At 69.8% G+C, this 19,289-nt stretch carries 16 protein-coding genes and 1 pseudogene; 13 read left to right on the top strand and 4 right to left on the bottom strand.

Features of this window, described 5'->3' with window-relative positions:
* Positions 1-46 precede the first annotated feature (46 nt).
* On the top strand, positions 47-1,090 hold the full coding sequence (locus tag ABZ027_RS08185; RefSeq protein WP_356765618.1) for a substrate-binding domain-containing protein: 1,044 nt from the start codon (positions 47-49) through the stop codon (positions 1,088-1,090).
* Positions 1,091-1,188: 98 nt separating this feature from the next.
* Positions 1,189-1,977: a cyclase family protein gene (locus tag ABZ027_RS08180; RefSeq protein ID WP_356765616.1), complete on the top strand. Its 789-nt coding sequence runs from the start codon at positions 1,189-1,191 to the stop codon at positions 1,975-1,977.
* A 140-nt stretch (positions 1,978-2,117) separates the two neighbouring features.
* Here ABZ027_RS08180 and ABZ027_RS08175 read toward each other — a convergent pair whose 3' ends face one another.
* The gene (locus tag ABZ027_RS08175) at positions 2,118-2,807 is read right to left on the bottom strand and encodes a GntR family transcriptional regulator (protein WP_356765614.1); all 690 of its coding nucleotides are present in this window, start codon (positions 2,805-2,807) and stop codon (positions 2,118-2,120) included.
* Positions 2,808-2,994: 187 nt separating this feature from the next.
* Here ABZ027_RS08175 and ABZ027_RS08170 point away from each other — a divergent pair, with 187 nt between their 5' ends.
* The 5 genes and pseudogenes from ABZ027_RS08170 to ABZ027_RS08150 form a co-directional block, all read left to right on the top strand.
* Complete coding sequence (locus ABZ027_RS08170) at positions 2,995-4,344, top strand: MFS transporter (protein ID WP_356765612.1); 1,350 nt, start codon at positions 2,995-2,997, stop codon at positions 4,342-4,344.
* 95 nt (positions 4,345-4,439) lie between these two features.
* On the top strand, positions 4,440-5,363 hold the full coding sequence (locus tag ABZ027_RS08165; RefSeq protein WP_356765610.1) for a transketolase: 924 nt from the start codon (positions 4,440-4,442) through the stop codon (positions 5,361-5,363).
* Positions 5,360-6,385 (top strand): transketolase C-terminal domain-containing protein, encoded by a 1,026-nt coding sequence (locus ABZ027_RS08160; RefSeq protein ID WP_356765608.1) that lies wholly within the window; start codon positions 5,360-5,362, stop codon positions 6,383-6,385. The genes ABZ027_RS08165 and ABZ027_RS08160 overlap by 4 nt, the downstream gene beginning before the upstream one ends.
* A gap of 50 nt (positions 6,386-6,435) precedes the next feature.
* Positions 6,436-7,203: an SDR family NAD(P)-dependent oxidoreductase gene (locus tag ABZ027_RS08155; protein WP_356765606.1), complete on the top strand. Its 768-nt coding sequence runs from the start codon at positions 6,436-6,438 to the stop codon at positions 7,201-7,203.
* A 669-nt stretch (positions 7,204-7,872) separates the two neighbouring features.
* A pseudogene (locus ABZ027_RS08150) lies at positions 7,873-8,055 on the top strand (short-chain dehydrogenase); the annotation flags it as partial.
* Between the two features lie 63 nt (positions 8,056-8,118).
* On the opposite strand, the gene ABZ027_RS08145 reads toward ABZ027_RS08150, so the two are convergent.
* Positions 8,119-8,682 (bottom strand): hypothetical protein, encoded by a 564-nt coding sequence (locus tag ABZ027_RS08145; RefSeq protein WP_356765604.1) that lies wholly within the window; start codon positions 8,680-8,682, stop codon positions 8,119-8,121.
* 277 nt (positions 8,683-8,959) lie between these two features.
* The gene (locus ABZ027_RS08140) at positions 8,960-9,151 is read right to left on the bottom strand and encodes a hypothetical protein (protein ID WP_356765602.1); all 192 of its coding nucleotides are present in this window, start codon (positions 9,149-9,151) and stop codon (positions 8,960-8,962) included.
* Between the two features lie 297 nt (positions 9,152-9,448).
* Here ABZ027_RS08140 and ABZ027_RS08135 point away from each other — a divergent pair, with 297 nt between their 5' ends.
* Both ABZ027_RS08135 and ABZ027_RS08130 read left to right on the top strand, forming a co-directional pair.
* Entirely contained in the window at positions 9,449-11,785 is a 2,337-nt protein-coding gene (locus ABZ027_RS08135) for an MFS transporter (RefSeq protein WP_356765600.1), read from the top strand.
* A 216-nt stretch (positions 11,786-12,001) separates the two neighbouring features.
* On the top strand, positions 12,002-12,946 hold the full coding sequence (locus tag ABZ027_RS08130; RefSeq protein WP_356765598.1) for a DMT family transporter: 945 nt from the start codon (positions 12,002-12,004) through the stop codon (positions 12,944-12,946).
* Positions 12,947-12,992: 46 nt separating this feature from the next.
* On the opposite strand, the gene ABZ027_RS08125 is transcribed toward ABZ027_RS08130, so the two are convergent.
* A complete protein-coding gene (locus ABZ027_RS08125; RefSeq protein WP_356765596.1) occupies positions 12,993-13,844 on the bottom strand; it encodes a LuxR C-terminal-related transcriptional regulator in 852 nt (283 codons plus the stop codon).
* 483 nt (positions 13,845-14,327) lie between these two features.
* Here ABZ027_RS08125 and ABZ027_RS08120 point away from each other — a divergent pair, with 483 nt between their 5' ends.
* The 4 genes from ABZ027_RS08120 to ABZ027_RS08105 are packed head-to-tail and all read left to right on the top strand — an operon-like array spanning position 14,328 to position 19,250.
* Positions 14,328-15,113 (top strand): alpha/beta fold hydrolase, encoded by a 786-nt coding sequence (locus ABZ027_RS08120; RefSeq protein ID WP_356765594.1) that lies wholly within the window; start codon positions 14,328-14,330, stop codon positions 15,111-15,113.
* A 47-nt stretch (positions 15,114-15,160) separates the two neighbouring features.
* Positions 15,161-16,030 carry an isocitrate lyase/phosphoenolpyruvate mutase family protein gene (locus ABZ027_RS08115; RefSeq protein ID WP_356765592.1) on the top strand — a complete coding sequence of 290 codons (870 nt, stop codon included), beginning with the start codon at positions 15,161-15,163 and terminating at the stop codon, positions 16,028-16,030.
* The gene (locus tag ABZ027_RS08110; protein WP_356765590.1) at positions 16,027-16,998 is read left to right on the top strand and encodes a 3-oxoacyl-ACP synthase; all 972 of its coding nucleotides are present in this window, start codon (positions 16,027-16,029) and stop codon (positions 16,996-16,998) included. Before ABZ027_RS08115 ends, ABZ027_RS08110 begins: the two co-directional genes overlap by 4 nt.
* Positions 16,995-19,250: an iron-containing redox enzyme family protein gene (locus ABZ027_RS08105; protein ID WP_356765588.1), complete on the top strand. Its 2,256-nt coding sequence runs from the start codon at positions 16,995-16,997 to the stop codon at positions 19,248-19,250. Before ABZ027_RS08110 ends, ABZ027_RS08105 begins: the two co-directional genes overlap by 4 nt.
* Positions 19,251-19,289 lie beyond the last annotated feature (39 nt).

Here is a 19,289-nt window from a genome sequence, read left to right as displayed (position 1 = left end):
CTGCCCCCCATTCCCCATCCCCCGCCCTCCGGAAAGGACGTCCCTCATGCGCTCAACCCGCTCCCGCAGCACCCGTCGGTCTCGTAGATCGTTCGCCCTGTCCGCGACCGCGCTGGCCGCGGTCCTGGCTGCGGCCGGCTGCCAGGACAGCAGCTCGGTCGCCCCGGGGCAGGCCAAGACCGTCAAGGGTTTGAAGCTGGCCTACCTGGCACCCTCGCTCGACATCTCGTACTGGCAGTGGGTCTACTCGGGCGTCCAGCAGGAGGCTCGCAAGCACGGCATCAAGGTGACCCAGTACAACGCCAACAACTCGCCCAGCGCCCAGCTGGCCAACGTCAAGACCGCGATCTCCGCCGGAGCCGACATGATCGTCATCGGTCCGGTCAGCTCCACCAGCACCCCACCGGTCCTCGCGGCGGCCAAGGCCGCCAAGGTGCCCGTCTCCTTCGCCGGTATCGGCCCCCAGCCCGGAGCCACCGACTACACCTCCGCGATCACCGCCGACAACTACCGCACCGGCGTGGAGGAGGGCAGCTTCGTCTGCAAGGAGGCCAAGCAGCGCGGCGGCAACAAGGTCGGCATGCTGTCGCTGCCCCAGGACAGGGAGAACGCGCAGAAGTACCTGCGGGGAGCGCGGGAGAGCTTCGACCGCGAGGGCTGCAAGCTGGTGCAGATGCTGCAGGCGCGCACCCTGACCGTCAGCGAGGCGGTCTCCCAGACCAACGACCTGCTCACCGCCCACCCTGACATAACCGGCATATACGGTATGCACGACGGGGCTGGTACGGGCGCCGCCAAGGTGCTGAAGACCCGAGGGCTGGTCGGCAAGATCGCTCTCGCCACCGCCGACGGCAGTCCCACCACCGTCGCACTGCTCAAGGAAGGCGTCATCCAGGGGCTCTTCCTCCAGGAGGCCGTCGGACAGGGGATCCAGGCCGTCACCCAGGACGTCAACGCCATGCTCGGCAAGCCGACGACGAAGAACATCCCCCTCGTCGAGCCCCTGGTCACCACCCAGACACTGAACTCGCCCGAAGCGCAGAAGGTGTTGCGGCGGACCTACCCACCCTCGGCCGGCCCCTACAACTGATCCGCCTGGAAATCTGACCGCCGGGACGATCGAACCCTCGGGACCATCGAACCCCCGGGGCGACCGATCCTCCCGAGGCCCACATCACGGAGACTGACATGTTCACCGATCACGATCTCGTCGACCTCACCCTCACCCTCGACGAACGGCTGCCCACCACCTGGCCGCCCCATGTCCCCTTTCTCAGGCACATCTGGAACTGGTTCGAGGATGTGGACGAGGGCCACCACGTGCTGCGCAGCCACTGCGGGTCGTACTTCACCGAGGTGCTGTTGCTGGACGAGCACATCGGAACCCACTTCGACGCCCCGGCCCACTTCGTGAAGGAGCACGCCCCCACCGGATCGGACCCGATCACCGGCGACATGGTCGATGTGAAGGTCTTCTGCGGCGCCGCAGCGGTCATCGACGTCGGAGCGGTCGAGGAGCGCGGCGCCGGTCCCGGAGCCAGCCCCTTCATCACCCGGAGTGACGTGGAGGGCTGGGAGGAACAGCACGGGACGCTGCGCGCCGGCGACATCGTCCTGTTCCGCACCGGCTGGGACCGCCACTACACCACCCGTAACGGCGGGCGGGGATACGCCTACGACGTCGCCGTACTGAAACAGTCTCCCGGGTGGCCCGCCCCGGACGTCGACTGCATGCGTCACCTGCTCGACCGCGGAGTGCGCTGTGTCGGCACCGACGGCCCCAGCATGGGAGCCGCGCACGACGGCGGCCCGGTACATGTCGAAGGCCTCGGCGGCGGGGCCGTGTTCATCGAGGGGCTTGCCGGACTCGACCAACTCCCCCCCACCGGAGCCTGCTTCCAGTTCCTCCCCCTGAAGATCTCCAGGTCGTCCGGAGGGCCGGGCAGGGCGGTCGGCTGGCTGCCCACGGCCCGGTAGTGGGAAGGCGGCGCGAGGCGGTGGGAAGGGCGACGGAATGGCGGCGCGAGGCGGTGGGAAGGGCGACGGAAAGGCGGCGCGAGGCGGTGGAAACGTGGCGAGAAGGGCCACGCGCCGGGCGCGTCACCGGGGGTGGCCGACTAGCCGATGCCCAACTGCTCGACGGCCGAGGTCATGTGCGTGTGCAGGATCTCCCTGGCCGCTGTGGCGTCGCCACGCGCGATGGCGTCGGCGATGGGCTCGTGGTGGGGTGCGGACATGGCGAGGTCACGGCGGTCGTCGGCTGCGCTCATGATCACCACGCGCATCGGTCCCTCCAACGCCCGCCAGGTCCTGAGGAGGACCGAGTTTCCGGACAACTCGCACAGCAGGAGGTGGAAACCGAGATCAGCCTCGACCCGCACCGCCAGATCCGCCCTCGACGCGAAGGCGTCCTTGAGCTTCTCCAGGGCGTGCCGCAGGGCTTCGGCCGCTTCCTGCCTGTGCGGTGAGGCGATGATCTGCGTCAGAGCGAGCCCTTCCAGAGCCTCCCTCACCTGAAAGAGTTCCCGCACCTCGGTGGGTGTCAGCTCGGACACCCGCAGCATGCCACGCGCACCGGCGGTGACGAGGCCCTCCTGTTGGAGATGGCGCAGTGCCTCTCGTACCGTGCCCCGGCTGACCGACAGGCGTTCGGCGATCTCCACTTCCCCGAGGTGGTCGCCCGGGCGGTACTGCCCGGTGGTGATGGCCGTCCGCAACGCCACGAGCGCGCGCTCACGGAGGGTTGTCGAGCGGGTGAGACTGGTCAGCGCCGGACCGGACACGGTCGAACCCTCCTTCGGTTCCATGGGCGATCAGCGTAGCTGGGCGAAGGGGGAGCCGAGCACGCTACCCGAGTAGATGACGTCGACCCCGCCGCATGGGTTGACAGCACCCCGGAGTCCCCGCAGCATCGCTCTCGACTATTAACTGTTAACAGCCAACAGTGGGTATCTTCCGGGACGGATGGCCCGCCTACGATCAAGGAGGATCGGCATGGCTGAGTCCAAGGCGCACGCCCAGGCGGCGGAGGGGTCGCCCGAGAGCCTGCGGGTCGCCGTCGGGTGCGGGGTCGGCGCGACCATCGAGACGTACGACTTCATCGGCTTCGGTACAGCCGCGGCGCTCTACTTCGGGGACGTGTTCTTCCCCGACTCCGACCCGCTGTCGGCCACCCTGCTGTCCTTCGCGACGCTGGGGATCGGCTTCGCCGCGCGTCCGCTGGGCGGCATCGTCGCCGGTCACCTCGGGGACCGGATCGGCCGTAAGCCGGTACTGGTCGGATCGCTGCTGCTGATGGGCGTCGCGACGGTGCTCATCGGCTGTCTGCCCACCTATCAGATGGTGGGCGTCTGGGCGCCGATCCTGCTGGTGGTCGTCCGTTTGATCCAGGGGCTCGCCTTCGGCGCCGAGTGGGGCGGCGCGATCCTGATGACGTTCGAGCACGCCCCGGGGCGGCGGCGCGGCCTGTACACGGGGATCACACAGGCCGGCTTCCCGGTCGGTCTGCTGCTCGCCAACCTCGCCTTCCTGTTCAGCCGGCACACCTTGGACGACACCTGGGCCTGGCGCGTGCCGTTCCTGCTCAGTGCCGTTCTCATCGCTGTGGGCATCTTCATCCGGCTCAAAGTCGACGAATCGCCGCAGTTCGAGGCGCTCAAGGAATCCGGCGAAGTCGTCAAGAACCCGCTGCTCGCGGTGGTCCGCGAGGACTGGCGCAACGTGCTGCGGGCCTTCTGCCTGCGCATCACGGAGACCGCGGGATACGCCATCTCGGTCACGTTCGTCCTGTCCTACCTCGACGACGATGACGCCCCCGACGTGTCCAGCACCACCACCCTGACCGCGTTGGTGACCGCCGCCGCGCTCGGCATCGCCGCCACCACCCTGTGGGGCCGCCTGTCGGACCGGGTCGGCCGCCGCCCGGTCTATCTGTTCGGCTGCGCGGTGAGCGTCGTCTGGGGCATCCCGCTGTTCCTGCTCGTCAACACCGAGACCGCGGCGCTCGTCCTGGTCGCCTTCGTGATCAGCTACGCCGTCTGCCAGAACTGTCTGGCCGGTGTCCAGGGCGCCTGGTTCTGCGAGCTGTTCGCCACCGGCACCCGTACCGCCGGAACCTCCCTGGCCTACCAACTCTCCGCGGTGGTCTCCGGGTTCACGCCCTTGATCGCTACGGCGCTGTACTCCGCGACCGGCTGGACCGGGCCCGCGATTCTCTTCAGCTGCTTCGGGCTGCTGGGCTTCGTGGCCACGTTGGTGACGCGTGAGACGTGGGGCGAGGCGGAGCGCCGGGAGGCCGAGCGGGTCTTCACGGCGTCCGCCGAACCGGCGCTCAAGGCCCATTGACGGCCGGGGCAGCCCGCTGAGCGCTCTGTCCACCGAAGAGCCGTCCGCCGCAAGCGCTGCTCACCTACGAGCAGTCCACCGAGAGAAGAGATGAGATGACTGTGATGACCACTCAGGCCACCCCCGCGGCGGGGGTGTCGCCCGCCCAGCGGGTGCGCGCACTGCAGGAGTCGGCCTACCGCATCCGGATGCACGCGTTGGACATGGGGGAGACCCAGGGGCAGGGCTACATCGGGCAGGCGCTGGGCGTGGCGGATGTCCTGGCGGTCGTGTACCAGGACGTCCTGAACCACCGTCCCCAGGAGCCCAAGTGGCCGGGACGGGACCGGTTCCTGCTGTCGATCGGCCACTACGCGATCGCCCTGTACGCGGCGCTCGCCGAGGCGGGCGTGCTGGACTCAGGCGAGCTCACCACGTATGGCAGTGACGACTCGCGTCTGCCCATGTCGGGCATGGCCTCCTACACCCCCGGTATGGAGATCTCCGGCGGCTCCCTGGGACACGGCCTGGGGGTGGCCACCGGGATGGGGCTCGGCCTGCGTCACCAGGGCAGCACCGCCCACGTCTACAACCTGCTGTCCGACGGCGAACTGGACGAGGGCTCCACCTGGGAGGCGGCGCTGGCCTGCGCCCACCACGGCCTGGACAACGTCACCGCCATCGTCGACGTCAACGCCCTGCAGGCGGACGGCCCGACCAAGGGCGTGCTGCGCACCGAGCCCGTCACGGCCAAGTGGGAGGCCTTCGGATGGCACGCGGTCCGGGTGGACGGCAACGACGTCGAGGCACTGGTCGCGGCCTTCGACGGGCTGCGTGAGCACCGGGGATCGCCGAGCGTGGTCATCTGCGACACGCGGATCGGGTGCGGGGTCCCGATGCTGGAGAAGCGGGAGAAGGCGCACTTCATGCGGGTCGAGGAACACGAATGGCAGCAGGCACGCGACCAGTTGACGGAGCGTCACCTACAGCGGTCCGGCTCCGCGCCCGCAACCACCCATGGAGAGGGTCCCGTTCGATGAACACCTCCGCACCGGCTCAGGAGTCGTCCGGGCAGGCCCCGGCGCCGAAGCGCAAGCTCACCACCTCCGCGATGATCGCCTCGATCGCCGAGGAGGGGCAGCGCACCACCAAAGCCCCCTTCGGACACGCACTGGCCCGGCTCGCCGAGGAACGCCCCGACGTGGTCGGACTCTCCGCGGACCTGGCCAAGTACACCGACATGCACGTCTTCCGTGAGGCCCACTCCGACCGTTTCTTCCAGATGGGTATGGCGGAACAGGTGATGCTGGGCGCGGCCGCGGGGCTGGCCGAGGTGGGCCTGACCCCGTTCGCCTCCACCTACTCCGTCTTCGCCACCCGCCGTGCCTACGACTTCCTGTGCCTCGACATCGCCGAGCCGCAGCTCAACGTCAACGTCGTCGGCGCCCTGCCCGGCCTGACCACCGGCTACGGCCCCAGCCACCAGGCGACCGAGGACCTGGCCATCCTGCGCGGTATGCCCGGCCTGACGATCGTGGACCCTGCCGACTCGGTCGACATCGAACAGGCCGTACCGGCACTGGCCGCCCACCCCGGCCCCACCTACATGCGCCTGCTGCGCGGAGCCGTTCCCACGGTCCTGGACGAGTACGACTACCGGTTCGAACTCGGCAAGGCGGCACTCCTGCGTGGCGGACGCGACGTGCTGTTCGTCTCCACCGGCCTGATGACGGTACGGGCCCTGAGCGCGGCGGCGGAACTCGAAGCCGACCACGTGGACGTCGCCGTCCTGCACGTGCCGACGATCAAGCCGTTCGACCGGGAGGCGGTGGTGCGGGAGGCAGCCAAGGGGCGCCTGGTGGTGACCCTGGAGAACCACAGCGTCGTCGGTGGCCTCGCCGAGTCGGTGGCCTCCTGTCTGGCCTTCGCCCAGCAGACAGCCCGCATCGTCCCGATCGGGCTGCCGGACGAATTCCTCGCCGCGGGCGCGCTGCCCACGCTCCACGACCGCTACGGCCTCTCCGTCGCGGCGGTCAAGGAACGCGTCCGCAGCGAACTCTGATCCCCAAGCGGGACCACCCCGCGCCCCTTTCCTTTCCTCAGGAGAACCGCATGTCTGCCGAGCACACCCCCCGTACCGCCGTTGTCACCGGCGCCGGCTCCCGCCGCGGAATCGGACGCGCCACCGCGCACGCGCTGGCCGCCGCCGGCTACCACATCGCCGTCCTCGACCTGGACAAGGAGGCCGCCGAGGACACCGCCCGGGAGGTCGCCGCCCGGCACGGCGTGCAGGCGCTCGGCCTGGCGGCGGACGTCACCGACGCGGCAACGGTCGACGCCGCAATCACGCAGACCGAAGCGGCGCTCCCGCCGATCGGAGCCCTCGTGAACAACGCGGGCATCACCTCGCCGACGCGCTTCCTCGATGTCACGCCCGCCGAGTGGGACAAGATCTTCGACGTCAATGTCCGCGGCAGTTACCTGGTCACCCACCGGGTGGCCGCGGGGATGGCCGAGCGCGGCTTCGGCCGCATCGTCTTCCTCTCCTCCGTGTCGGCCGAGCGCGGCGGCGGCGTCTTCGGGGGAGTGGCCTACTCGGCCGCGAAGGCCGCCCTGTTGGGCTTCGCCAAGGCGCTCGCCCGTGAACTCGGCCCGTCCGGTGTCACGGTGAACTCCGTCGCCCCGGGCCTGATCGACACCGACATCACGCAAGGAAAGCTGGACGAGGACCGTAAGGCGGCCATGATCGCGGACGTTCCGGTCCGCCGTATCGGCAGCGTCGACGACGTGGCCGACGTCATCGCCTTCCTGACCCGCCGCGAAGCGGGCTACCTCACCGGCGTCACCTACGACGTCAACGGGGGATCCCACCTCCACTGAGAGAGCTTCCGGGGCGTTCACTCACGCCTGGGCCGGGGGGCGAGCGGTCCAGGGCCCCCTCCCGGCGGTGGCGGTGGCGGTGCGGTGGCGGTGCGCGCCAACGCCGGCCCTGGGCTGGTACAGGCACCGCGATGGCTGCCACTCCGTCCGCCACTCCTGCCATGACGCCGACTTGCGCGACTGGTGAGAACGGGACCGCGCCGGCCGCGCCCGAGTGCGCCGACGAAGTCCTGGCTGCTCTTCTTGGGGGCGACCGCCGCCTGCGGGTTCTCCCCCTCGCCGGCCGAGGGCCGGCCCGAAGACGGCCGAGGTGATCTCGTAGTCCAGCAGGCCCGGCGCTGCGAGCGTGTCGGCGCGGCCCACCCGCTCGCGGATCGCGGTTCCGGTCCTGCCGTGGTCGAGGAGGAAGTGCACAAGGCTGGAGCAGTCGATGACGATCAACGTCGGTTCCGCCCGTCCTCCACGGCGTCGAGGATGTCGGTCGTACTGAGTTCGGTGCGGGTTTCACGCTCCAGGCGTGCGGCCGTCTCCGCGAGGGTGGGCTCCGGCTTCCCGGGCCACCTGGTCCTGCAGGCCGGTGCCGGAACCGGGAAAAACGACGACGCCGGCGATGCTCGCGGCAGGCACGGACACATCCGGCCGGTACAGCGCAGGGCAGGCCGGCGCCGGTTCGGGGGCAAGGGCGCGGGTGCCTACCACCTGACCAAGGCCGCCGCCTGGGCCATGACCAACGGCGTCCGCCCGGAACTCGCCGGCCAGTGGAGTCGGGACGTCAAGTCCCGGCTGCCGCTGGCGCCGGAAGAATTCAACGCCGCGATGGACCGCGCCCTGGCGGCGCTGATGGCGGCATGAGGGGGCCCTCGGGCCGCACTCACTTCGGTCGGTACTGCCTCGCCCGGTGCTCCGCGCCGTCCCTCATCGGGCCGTGGGTACCGCTCCGCCGTCCGTGACGCGTAGCGGTGCGCTTGCCTTGCGGCGGGTCATGACCACGTGCTGCACGGCCAGGGTGACGCCCATGCCGAGCCAGAGCGCGTCGGTGTTGAAGGGTTCGTGGAAGGCGACGGCTCCGATTCCGCCGAAGACCAGGCGCGCGGCCACGGTCAGGAGCCACAGGAAGAGAATCCGCCGGTCGCCCTTGCGGAGGACATGCCCCTCGGCGTCCCGCCACATGGGGAAGGACGCTCCCCGCCAGAGACCGAAGACGACCGAGGCGAGCAGGGAGAGGACGAGCAGGGTGATGCTCGCAGGCTTCATCTCCGCGGGTCCCGGCGGAACGCAGCCGCGGACGATGAGCACGGCCACCCAGAAGAACATACGGTTCGTGACCCGTTGGGCGGTGAACTGGCGAATGACGATGGTCGTCGTGATGCCGACGATGAGCAGGGTGTTGAAGTAGGTGGTGAAGTGGCTGCCGTCGTCCTTTGCGGCGAGCTCGCCCGCGAGCGCCAGTCCGGCGTGCAGGGTGTGGGGGTCGGTCACGTTGCTCCTCGGGGGCCCGCCGGTCGGCAGAATCTCCCGCACGATTTCCCTCAGTCGGTGGGTCGTGCGTCTGGTGATGGGAGTGACGGCCCGGCATGACCGCAGCAAATCGGCCACATGATCCGGGTACGTGAGCAGTTCTCCGCGCGACGGCAGTCCCCCGGGCAGGACCCCGTCCGAGTGGCGCCTCGGCGCGCAGGGCGGGGCACGTCTGCCACCAGGGCCGCCCGGGTCGGGTGATGTCCCGAAGGCGGCTCAGGGCGTGCCGGCCGGACGGCTACTCGCCCCCCATGTCGCTCTGCCGTGAGCGCGAAGTGCGGCTCGCGCTTCGGGCCAGTTCGCTGCCGAGCAGGGTTGCCTTGGCCACGCCGCGTGCCCAGCGTGGGGCGTCGCCCCGGGCCTCCCAGAAGACGCAGACGCAGCCGCCGATGAGTAGCAGAACGACGACCACCAGTATGAGCACCAGCATGCTCGACCCCCCATTGCTTGTCATGGTCCGCGTCATCGTCTCAGGAGGTGCGGTGATCTGACGCCTCGTGGGCTCTCATGCGTGACGGAATCGGATCGGTGGGCTTCACGATCCGCCGGTTTCGGTGGAGGAAATGTAAGGGCAGTCCGTCACTGTTTGTGACCTGCCCCACAGTATGTCCGGTGGCGATCGAAACGTTTGAGTTTCGCTGCGCGAGTACCTAGGTTGCTGTACGAAACGGTTTCGGACCGGTGTGGGTGGTCCGGGCAATCCAAGCCCCTTGAGGGGAGCAGCATCGTGGAAGCCATTCCGGCCGCCGCACTCCAGGCCGGTCCGTCCGGCCACACTCATGTCCCGCCGAAGCACCGATGGTGGGCGCTGGCCGTGATCGGTCTCGCCCAGCTGATGGTCGTACTCGACGCCACCATCGTGAACATCGCACTGCCGTCCGCCCAGCAGGACCTGGGCTTCGACAACAACGGGCGGCAGTGGATCGTCACCGCCTACTCCCTGGCCTTCGGCAGTCTGTTGCTGCTCGGCGGCCGTCTCGCCGACCTCTTCGGCCGCAAGACGACCTTCATCATCGGCCTCGTCGGCTTCGCCGCCGCCTCGGCGGTCGGCGGTGCGGCCAACGGCTTCACCATGCTGGTCGTCGCGCGCGCGGTGCAGGGGCTGTTCGGCGCGCTGCTCGCGCCGGCGGCGCTCTCCCTGCTGACCACGACGTTCACCGAGGCCAAGGAGCGCGCCAGGGCGTTCGGCATATTCGGCGCCATCGCCGGCTCCGGTGCCGCCATCGGCCTGGTCCTCGGCGGCCTGCTCACCGAGTACCTGGACTGGCGCTGGACGCTGTACGTCAACGACGTCATCGCGGTTCCCGCGCTGATCGGTGCGATCTTCCTCATCGGCCGCTCTGTGCCGACCGAGCGGCCCCAGCTGGACATCCCGGGAGTGATCCTGGTCTCCGGCGGTCTGTTCGGCATCGTCTACGGCTTCGCCAACGCGGAGACCCACGACTGGGACAACTGGATGACGTGGGGCTTCCTCGCCGCAGGCGGTGTGCTGCTGGTGGCGTTCTTCCTGTGGCAGACCCGTGCGAAGCACCCCGTGCTGCCACTGCGGGTCCTGGCCGACCGTGACCGCGCCGGTGCCCTGGCGACCGTGCTCATCTCGTCCGCCGGAATGTTCGGCGTCTTCCTGTTCCTCACCTACTACCTGCAGTCGACGCTGGGTTATTCGCCGGTGAAGAACGGCGTGGCCTTCCTGCCGATGGTGGGCGCGCTGATGGTGCTGGCGCAGCTGTCCACCAACTGGCTGGTGCCGAAGATCGGGCCGAAGATCGTGGTGCCCGTCGGCATGCTGCTCGCCCTGGGCGGCATGATCTGGCTGACCCGCCTCGGCCTGCACAGTGACTACGCGACCCATGTGCTGCCACCGCTGCTGCTGCTCGGCGCCGGGCTCGGCATGTCGATGCCGGTGGCGATGAGCTACGCCACCCTGGGTGTGCAGGCCCAGGACCAGGGCGTGGCGTCGGCGGCCGTCAACACCACGCAGCAGGTGGGCGGTTCGATCAGCACCGCGCTGCTGAACACCCTGGCCGCCACCGCCGCCACGAACTACGCCAAGGACCATCTGAACGACCCGCTGGTCAAGGCGAACGCCGCGCTGCACAGCTACGAAGTCGCCTACTGGTGGTCGGCCGGTTTCTTCGCCTTCGCCGCGATCATCACGGCGCTGCTGTTCCGCTCCAAGAGGAGTGCGGGCGCGCCCGCGCAGGAGTCCGAGGCGCAGGTCGAGGCCGAGGTGGCGGCTCCGAGCCCGGTCACGCCGGTGGCCGTCGCCGCCGTCCGTGCGGACGCGGACGGTGCGGACACGGACCGTGCGGCCGCCGTCCGCGGGCAGGTGAGGGACGGTGCGGGCGCACCCGTACCCCGCACCGCGATCACGCTGCTGGACGGCTCGGGTCACCAGTTGGCCCGCGCCACCTCCGGTGCGGACGGTACGTACGCCGTGGACACGTCCGAGCGCGGCAGCCTGGTCCTCATCGGCTCGGCCGCCGGTTACCAGCCGCAGGTCGTCACCCTGAGCCTGAACGGCGAACCCGTCTCCCGCGACCTCGTGGTCCTGCCCAGCCCGGGCGGCCTCGCAGGTACGGTGCGCGGCGGGGACGGCGAGGCGCTGCCCACCGCGCTGGTGGTGGCCACCGACCAGCGCGGTGACGTGACGGCCTCGGTCACCACCGGAACGGACGGCGGTTACCGGATCGGCGACCTGCTGCCCGGCGACTACACGCTCAGCGTCAGCGCGCCCGGTCACCGCCCGACCGCGGTGCCGACCACCATCTCGGCCGAGACGACCCGCTGTGACATCCAGCTCTCCGTCGCGGCGACCCTGCAGGGCACAGTGCACAACCAGGACGGACGTGCGCTGGACGACGCCCGGGTCACCTTGATCGACGCCGCCGGCAACGTCGTCGGCACGCGCACCACGAGCGTCGACGGGAGCTACGCCTTCACCGACCTCGCCAACGAGCAGTACACGGTGATCGCCAGCGGCTACCCGCCGGTGGCGACGCAGGTCACGGTGAGCGGCAGCCAGGAGGGCGTCGACATCCTGCTGGGCCACAAGGCGGTCTAATACTCGGACCGAGAAGGTCATGACAGCGTCCGCCGCCCGGGAGAACCGGGCGGCGGACGCTGTGCGTTCGGCCTCTGCCGTCAGGAGAGCGGCCCGGAGACCGCACCGGACGAGCGATGGTCGGAGTAGTGATCGCGGCAGTCGTCATCGTTCCGTTTGATGACCCCTACACATGGTTAGATCGCTCGCATGAATCCACTGAGTGAGCGTTCCGAAATGGACCGTGGTGCCCTGCTTGCCGCCGCGGTCACCGTCTTCTTATGGGCCTCGGCTTTTGTGTCCATCCGTGCCTCGGCGGACTATTTCGGCCCCGGTGCCCTGGCCCTCGGGCGGCTCGCGACGGGCTCCCTCGCGCTGGTGTGCGTTCTCCTGGTCAAGCGGGGAGGCATACCGCCCCGTAAGGCGTGGCCCGGGATCATATTGTCCGGAGTGCTCTGGTTCGGGTGCTACATGGTGGCGTTGAACTGGGGCGAGCAGAAGGTCGACGCCGGTACCGCCTCCATGGTCGTCAACATCGGACCCATGGTGATCGCGCTGCTGGGCGGCTGGCTGCTCAAGGAAGGGTTCCCGCCCCTGCTGCTCGCCGGTATGGGCGTGTCCTTCGTGGGCGCGGTCGTGGTGGGCTTCTCCACCTCCGGTGACGGTTCGTCATCGGTGCTGGGTGTGGGGCTGTGCCTGCTGGCGGCCCTGGTGTACGGGGCCGGAGTGGTGTCGCAGAAGCCCGCGCTGCGGCATGCCACCCCGATGCAGGTGACGACGTTCGGATGCCTCATCGGCACCGTCGCCTGCCTGCCGTTCAGCGGCCAGCTCGTCTCGGACCTGTCCGACGCACCGCTCTCGGCGACCCTCAACGTCGTCTACCTGGGCCTGTTCCCGACCGCCCTGGCGTTCAGCACCTGGGCCTACGCGCTGTCGCGGACCACCGCGGGCCGGCTGGGCGCGACCACCTACGCGGTGCCCGCGATCGTCATCCTCATCTCCTGGGTGGCCCTGGACGAGGTGCCCGGTTGGGTCACGCTCCTCGGCGGCGCCATCTGCCTGGGCGGTGTGGCCGTCTCCCGGATTCGCCCCGGCCGCGCCTCTCAGACGCCGCCGGCGGTCCCGCCGGTCCCGCCGGTCCAGGAGGACACTCCGGCCTCCTCGGTGGAGCCGACGCGCTGACCTGGGCGCACAGGACATGGGCGGTCCCCCGCACTCCGGGGGGCGCTCACAGCACGAGCGTGGTCTCGTCCCGACCCAGCAGGTAGCCGAGCTGCAGCCGCGTGTTCGCCCCCAACTGCTGTTTCATCGCCGCGATATGACCCTGTAACGACCGCTCGCTGATGCCGAGGCGGCGCGCGATCCGCTTGTCGGAGTAGCCGCCGATGAGCAGCCCGCTGATCGACTCGCGCAGCGACGGGATGACGTCGTCGGCGGCCTTCGCGGCGTGCAGGGGGACGAACGGGAAGGCCTTCGCGCGGTCCCAGGAGCGCTCGAAGATGTCCTTGAGGAAGCGCACGATCGCCGGTTCCCGGATTGCCAGTCCCACGGTTCGGCTCTCGTTGGCGGAAATGAACGCCACGGAGTCGTCGATGATGATGAGGCGGTCGAAGAATTCCGCCAGGGTCCGGACTCTTACTCCGTAATTCGTGACCGCCCGCACGTAGTTCTTCGTCGCCTCATCGAAACGCGTGGTGTGCTGATAGAGCGTACGCATGGCGACGCCGGCCTCGATGTGGCGACGTACGGATTCCAGGGCGTCGTCCAGGACCTGACCCGGGCGGGGTCCGTCGGGCTGCGCGGTCAGTATTTCCTGGCGCGCGCTGTTGAGGGCGTCATCGATGGCGGAGTTGATCGCGTCCAGCCCGTGCAGGTATGCGATGCGGGATTCTTCGGAAAACGACACGCTTACCGACTGCTTCGTTCTGGTGATGCCGGTGAGGCCTCCACTGGTTAGCCGTGACAGCGTTGCCAACTGTTCGGCAATGGCTCGCAGCGCCCCCTCCGGCCCCTCCTGCGGTGTAGCCGCTTCGATCCCGAATCGTTCTGATGTGTCCATGTCTGCGTGGTCGATCGACATCGTGACCATCCCCCCTCGGTGTCCGTTTTCGGCGATTTTCGCCGAAATGGATCCCTCGGCTTTCGGCGGTGCGGAAACCCGAGCCATCTTAAATCTTCAGTCCGGGCTCAGGGCAAGGAAGTCTGAAGCCAGGTGATCAGTTTGAGCCGCAGATCGCCTCAGTGGTTGGCGTCGGGCGAGCCCCCTTGCCATCCCCTGGAAATTCTCCTCGATTCCTGTGTGCGTGTTTGGCAAGAGAGGTTTGGGTGCATGTCGTCGAGTTCTTTACTCTCCCGCATATCCGGACGTTCTTCGTTCGGGGCCCGCGTCGGATTCGCTGTCGCCACCCTTGTGCTGACGGGAACACTGGGAGTCTGTGTACTCCCGCACGCGGACTCCCAGCACCGGGTCGAAGCCACCACCCTCGGCGACGTCGGCTGGAATGTGGCCGGTCCCCGGACGGCCGGCTGACCGCTCCAAGGTGCGAGAGATCGGTAAAATCCTGTGAGTTCTTCTCCGTGGTTTCTGCGTGACCCGGCGGCGCCCGAGCGCGCGGCCCGCGTCTACTGCTTCCCCCACGCGGGCGGAAACCCCCGCTCGTTCCTCGGCTGGCAGCGGGATCTGGGAGACGACGCCGAGATCGTCGCGGTGTGCCCCCCGGGCCGTGGCCCCAGATACCAGGAACCCTCCGCCACCGACGTGATGGATCTCGCCGACGGTGCGGCAGCCGCCATCGTCGCCACCGCCGACCGGCCCTTCGTCCTCTTCGGGCACAGCTTCGGCGCGGTCCTGGCCTTCGAGGTCGCCCGCCGTCTCGGCGGTCTGCCCGACTGCCGCCACCTGGTCGCCTCCGGCTGCTCCGCGCCCGCGCTGCTGCCCAGCAGGCGCGTGCTGGAGACCGCGCGCCTGGAGGGCCGCGCGTTCACCGAGGCTGTGGGCTTCTTCGGCGGGCTGCCCCCCGAAGTGGTCGCCGACGAGGCCTTGCAGGAGCTGCTGCTGCCGAACCTGAAGGCCGACTTCCGCATGGTCGCCCAGTACACCTACCGGCCGGGCGCCCCCCTGTCCGTGCCCGTGACCCTCATCAACGGAGTGGACGACCCGCATGTGAAAGAGGCCGGTCTCCAGCCGTGGGCGCGCGAATGCGCCGACGAGCCGGCCCAGCACTGGGTCGACGGCGGCCACTTCTACTTCGACGGCCGGCCCGGCGCCGTCACCGATGTCCTGCGGTCGCTCATGGACGCCGATCGTGGCGTGAACCCACCTGGCGGTACGCATGTTGAGGTTATCTGAGCAGTGCCTCACACCTGCCTCATGAGCACCGCAGAGGGGATTCGAGCATGAGCCAGTCAGCCACCGACCAGTACCGACGGGCCGTCACCTTCCACAAGCTCCACGAGGGCCCCGACCCCTTCGTCGTCCCCAACCCGTGGGACGCGGGCACCGCACGCGTCCTGACCGGGCTCGGCTTCAGCGCGCTCGCCACCACCGGCGCGGGCCTGGCCCACGTCCGCGGTCTGCCCGACGGCTCCCTCACTCGCGAACAGATCCTCGACAACGCCCGGTCGATCGTCGACGCGACCACGTTGCCGGTGACGGCGGACCTGGAGAGCGGATTCGGTGACACGCCCGAGGAGGTCGCCGAGACCATCCGGCTGGCCGCCGCCGCGGGCCTGGTCGGCGGCTCGATCGAGGACTCCACCGGCCGCGCCGACGACCCCGTACGCCCTCTTGAGGAGGCCGTCGAGCGGGTGGCCGCCGCCGTCGCCGCGGCCAGGGAGCTCGACTTCCCCTTCACGGTGACCGCGCGGGCCGAGAACTTCTTCCAGGGCAGGCCCGACCTGCCGGACACCCTCCGCCGGCTGCGGGCGTACGAGGAGGCCGGCGCCGATGTGCTCTACGCGCCCGCACTCCCGGACGCCGACGCGATCCGCGCGGTGTGCTCCGCCGTCACCCGCCCCGTCAACGTCCTGATGGGCTCGCCCGCCCTGCCGCTGACGGTGACCGAACTGGGCGCCCTGGGGGTGCGCCGGATCAGCGTCGGCTCGGCGATGTCCCGGGCCGCGCTCGGCGCGGTCGTCCGCGCGGCGACGGAGATCCGTGACCTCGGCACCTTCGGGTTCGGGGCGGAAGCCGTCCCGTACCCCGATGCCAACGCGATGATGGCGCCGGCCCGGCCGGCCGGACCGGAGAGTGATCCCGCACCGTGAACCTCGCACAGGTACATCTGTCCGCCCCCCGCTACGTCCTGGGCGAGACCGAGGCCGACCACACCACCGTCAAGGACCTGTCCCGCAAGGCCCGCGAGTTCGGGATGCCCCCCAAGGCATCCCTGTGGGGCTGGGGCAGCGTCCGGCGCACCGACGAGAGCCTGGAGACCCTCGCCGTGCGCAGCGGTCTGGCGGCGCTGAACGCCGCCGGGACCGACCCCTCGTCCGTGGACTGCCTCGTGCTGTGTTCCACCCGTTTCCCCGGTGGCCCGCGCACCCACGGCAAGTTCATGGAAACGGTGATGTCCGGGCTCGGCCTGGACAACGCCGCGTTCACCGGCGTCACCCTCAACCGCTGCACCAACCTCCTGGTGGGCCTGCGCACCGCACAGGCGATGGTGGCCGCCGGACACCACCGCACGGTGCTGGTCGTCAGCACCGACCGGATCTCCGACGAAGCGGTGCGGATGGAGAACTTCGCCCTGTTCAGCGACGGTGCCGCCGCCGCCCTGGTGAGCGACGTCCCGCAGGGCCCGGACGCCTACGAGATCGTGGCCGGGGCGTCCGCGCAGGACCCCCGGGCGCTGGAGTGGACCAACGAGATCAGCTCCGACCTCGCCCGGGTGGTCAACGAACGCATCCTGGACGCCGCCGACATGAAGATCGGCGACATCGACGGTGTCCTGCACCTCAACCTCTACAAGCCCCTCGTCGTACTCAAGGAACGTCAGGCCGGGTTCACCAAGGAGCAGTTGTTCCTCGACAACATCCCCCGCATCGGCCACTGCTTCGCCGCCGACCCGCTCATCAACCTCGCGGACCGGGCCGCGGCCGGGCAGCTGCGGGACGACGGCCACTACCTGCTGGCGGCAAGCGTGCCCGGCGTCCGGGTCGGCGTGCTGCTGCGCAAACTGCCGACCGCACCGACCGCCGAGGCGGCGGCGACCGAGACCCGGGAGCTTCGATGAACGCACAGACCGGATTCCCCCTTCCCGACCTGACCACGTCGCTGCCCCGCGCCCCCTTCCACTTCAGCCCCAAGGCCGCAGAGGAGGCCGCGGCGGTCGTCGCCGGGGAACCGGACGGAATCTTCCGGCAGTTACTCGGCGACCAGGAGAGCGAGACCACGCTGCTCGTCGCCCGGCACGCCCTGGACGCGTTCCTCACCGCCGCCCGGTCGGAGTCGCAGCCCCAGTCCCAGCCGCCCGCGGACGCCGACGCCGTCGCCGCGTGGGTGGAGCGGACCCGCACCGAGCTCACGCCGGACCTCGTCGCGCTGCGTGCGGCCGCCCCCGAGACACGCGAGCTGGTACTGCGTCAGCGCGCCCCCCTCGCGCTGCTCGGCGGCTGCTGGCTCGACACCGTCTCGCAGGCCGCCACCCAGCCGTCCGTCATCGTCAACCGCCTCTTCGGGCAGTACTTCCAGCTGCAGGGCGAGGGCATCCCGCAGCGCGGGCAGCCGGCCCGGCGCCGGCGGGCCCTGACCGAACTGGGCGTCCACCTGCCCGAGATCGAGGCCGCGGACTTCCTCCGGCAGGCCTCTGCCCGCCCGCTGACCGTCCTGCACGCCTCCTTCCACCTCGCGCTCTCCCGGCTGCCGGCCTCCTTCCTGCCGGAAGTCGTCGGCGTGCACTACGCGATGGCCGCGCTGGGCGTCGACGACCTGCTGCTGGGCACCGAGCCGCACCTGTCGGAGGCCGAGGCCCGTACCGTCCTCGCGGACTACCTCTCCTTCACCGACCAGTCACCGACCGGCGACGAGGACCGCCGCCGCGCGCTCACCGCGATCGCCCTCGTCCTCCGGCTGGAGCGGGAACACACCGCCCTGCTCACGGAACTGGCCGCCTGGCACGAGGGGCTCTCCCTGGACGCCAGGGTCGCGCAGATCGTGGCCCGGCACGCGCCCTTCGCCGGCCGCCAGCACCGCAGCGTCCGCATGGGCGACCGGCGGCTGTCCGACTGGTTCGACGGCGACACGACCGACCTGGCCGCGTTCGTCGCCGAATTCCGCGCCTCGCGGCAGCTGAGGCCGGGCCGCGACGGAACCTGCCGGTTCCTGAAGTCCATCAAGTTCGGCGGCCCGATGTTCGGCATCTTCGACGAGCGCGAGGCGGCCACCTTCACGGCATGGGCGCAGGCCGTGGCGGCCGGCGAACCCGCCGATCTCGACTTCGCCCCCAACACCGCGGGGGACGACCACGCCGAGGAGTGGGCCAGGGCCCTGCGCGGCAGGGCACCCGAGGACCTCGACGACATCGTTCTCGCGGACGCCGAGAGCGGGCTGGACGACCGGCGGTTGTTCCACCGCGTCGTCAACGTCGAGCAGTACCCCCACATCCTGGCCGTGGCCCGGGACCGGGCCGAGGCGGGCCTGGCCGACGCGGAGATCCTCTTCACCCACGGCGGCGGCGGACGGCTCACCGACGCCGAGTACTTCGACTACACGCCCGAGGCGCTGATGGAGCGGGTCGAGCGCGTCTACTGGGACAAACTGGTCGACCCCTACCAGCCGCTCACCGAGATCCCGCACCGCGACGAGGTCATCTTCGAGCAGACGACCTTCGCCCTCGGCAGCCTCATCGACGGCACTTGGGCCCACCGCATCGGCAACCTCGGCCGCAACCACCGGCAGAGCGACGCCATGCTGTTCGGGATCTACGCCGACGAAATGGGCCGCGGCGACGTCACCAAGAACCACATCACCCTCATCCACCAGGTCCTCGCCAGCATGGACATCCACCTGCCGCACATCCGGCAGCCGGAGTTCCTCGAGCAGGGCGACCTCCCCGACCACCTCTACGGCTTCTCCATCCACCAGGTCTGCCTGTCGCTCTTCCCCGACACGCTCTACAACGAGATCCTCGGATACAACCTGGGCATCGAGATGTTCGGCCTGGGGGAGATGCGGCTCCACGAGATACAGAAGCTGCGCCGGTACAACCTCGACGTCTCCTACGAGGAGGCCCATCTGTCGATCGACAACTTCTCCGCCGGACACGCCCGGCAGTCGGCCGACATCATCGTCTCCTACCTCGACGACGTGCGGCGCAACTCCGGCGACGCGGCCGTCCAGCAGGAATGGCGCCGCATCTGGCGCGGCTACGCCTCCTTCGCCTACTTCGTCGAGCACCAACTCGTCAAGCAGATCCGGGCACAGGAGCGGACCCCGGCGGCCTTCGCGCCCACCGCCCCGAGCGACGACGTCGACCTGCTCATCTGACCTTCCGTGCACGACCACCGCCCTCCGCCCCCCTCCCAG

It is taken from the genome of Streptomyces sp. NPDC006332 (assembly GCF_040612855.1).
In the GTDB taxonomy this organism is placed as follows: domain Bacteria; phylum Actinomycetota; class Actinomycetes; order Streptomycetales; family Streptomycetaceae; genus Streptomyces.
Note: the sequence above shows the minus strand (reverse complement) of the source record. Positions and strands in the feature narration are given on the sequence as shown.

Coding starts and splice junctions, on each gene's coding strand:
- ABZ027_RS08185 (WP_356765618.1), top strand. CDS start 47: ATGCGCTCAACCCGCTCCCGCAGCACCCGTCGGTCTCGTAGATCGTTC.
- ABZ027_RS08180 (WP_356765616.1), top strand. CDS start 1,189: ATGTTCACCGATCACGATCTCGTCGACCTCACCCTCACCCTCGACGAA.
- ABZ027_RS08175 (WP_356765614.1), bottom strand. CDS start 2,807: ATGGAACCGAAGGAGGGTTCGACCGTGTCCGGTCCGGCGCTGACCAGT.
- ABZ027_RS08170 (WP_356765612.1), top strand. CDS start 2,995: ATGGCTGAGTCCAAGGCGCACGCCCAGGCGGCGGAGGGGTCGCCCGAG.
- ABZ027_RS08165 (WP_356765610.1), top strand. CDS start 4,440: ATGACTGTGATGACCACTCAGGCCACCCCCGCGGCGGGGGTGTCGCCC.
- ABZ027_RS08160 (WP_356765608.1), top strand. CDS start 5,360: ATGAACACCTCCGCACCGGCTCAGGAGTCGTCCGGGCAGGCCCCGGCG.
- ABZ027_RS08155 (WP_356765606.1), top strand. CDS start 6,436: ATGTCTGCCGAGCACACCCCCCGTACCGCCGTTGTCACCGGCGCCGGC.
- ABZ027_RS08140 (WP_356765602.1), bottom strand. CDS start 9,151: ATGCTGGTGCTCATACTGGTGGTCGTCGTTCTGCTACTCATCGGCGGC.
- ABZ027_RS08130 (WP_356765598.1), top strand. CDS start 12,002: ATGGACCGTGGTGCCCTGCTTGCCGCCGCGGTCACCGTCTTCTTATGG.
- ABZ027_RS08125 (WP_356765596.1), bottom strand. CDS start 13,844: ATGTCGATCGACCACGCAGACATGGACACATCAGAACGATTCGGGATC.
- ABZ027_RS08115 (WP_356765592.1), top strand. CDS start 15,161: ATGAGCCAGTCAGCCACCGACCAGTACCGACGGGCCGTCACCTTCCAC.
- ABZ027_RS08105 (WP_356765588.1), top strand. CDS start 16,995: ATGAACGCACAGACCGGATTCCCCCTTCCCGACCTGACCACGTCGCTG.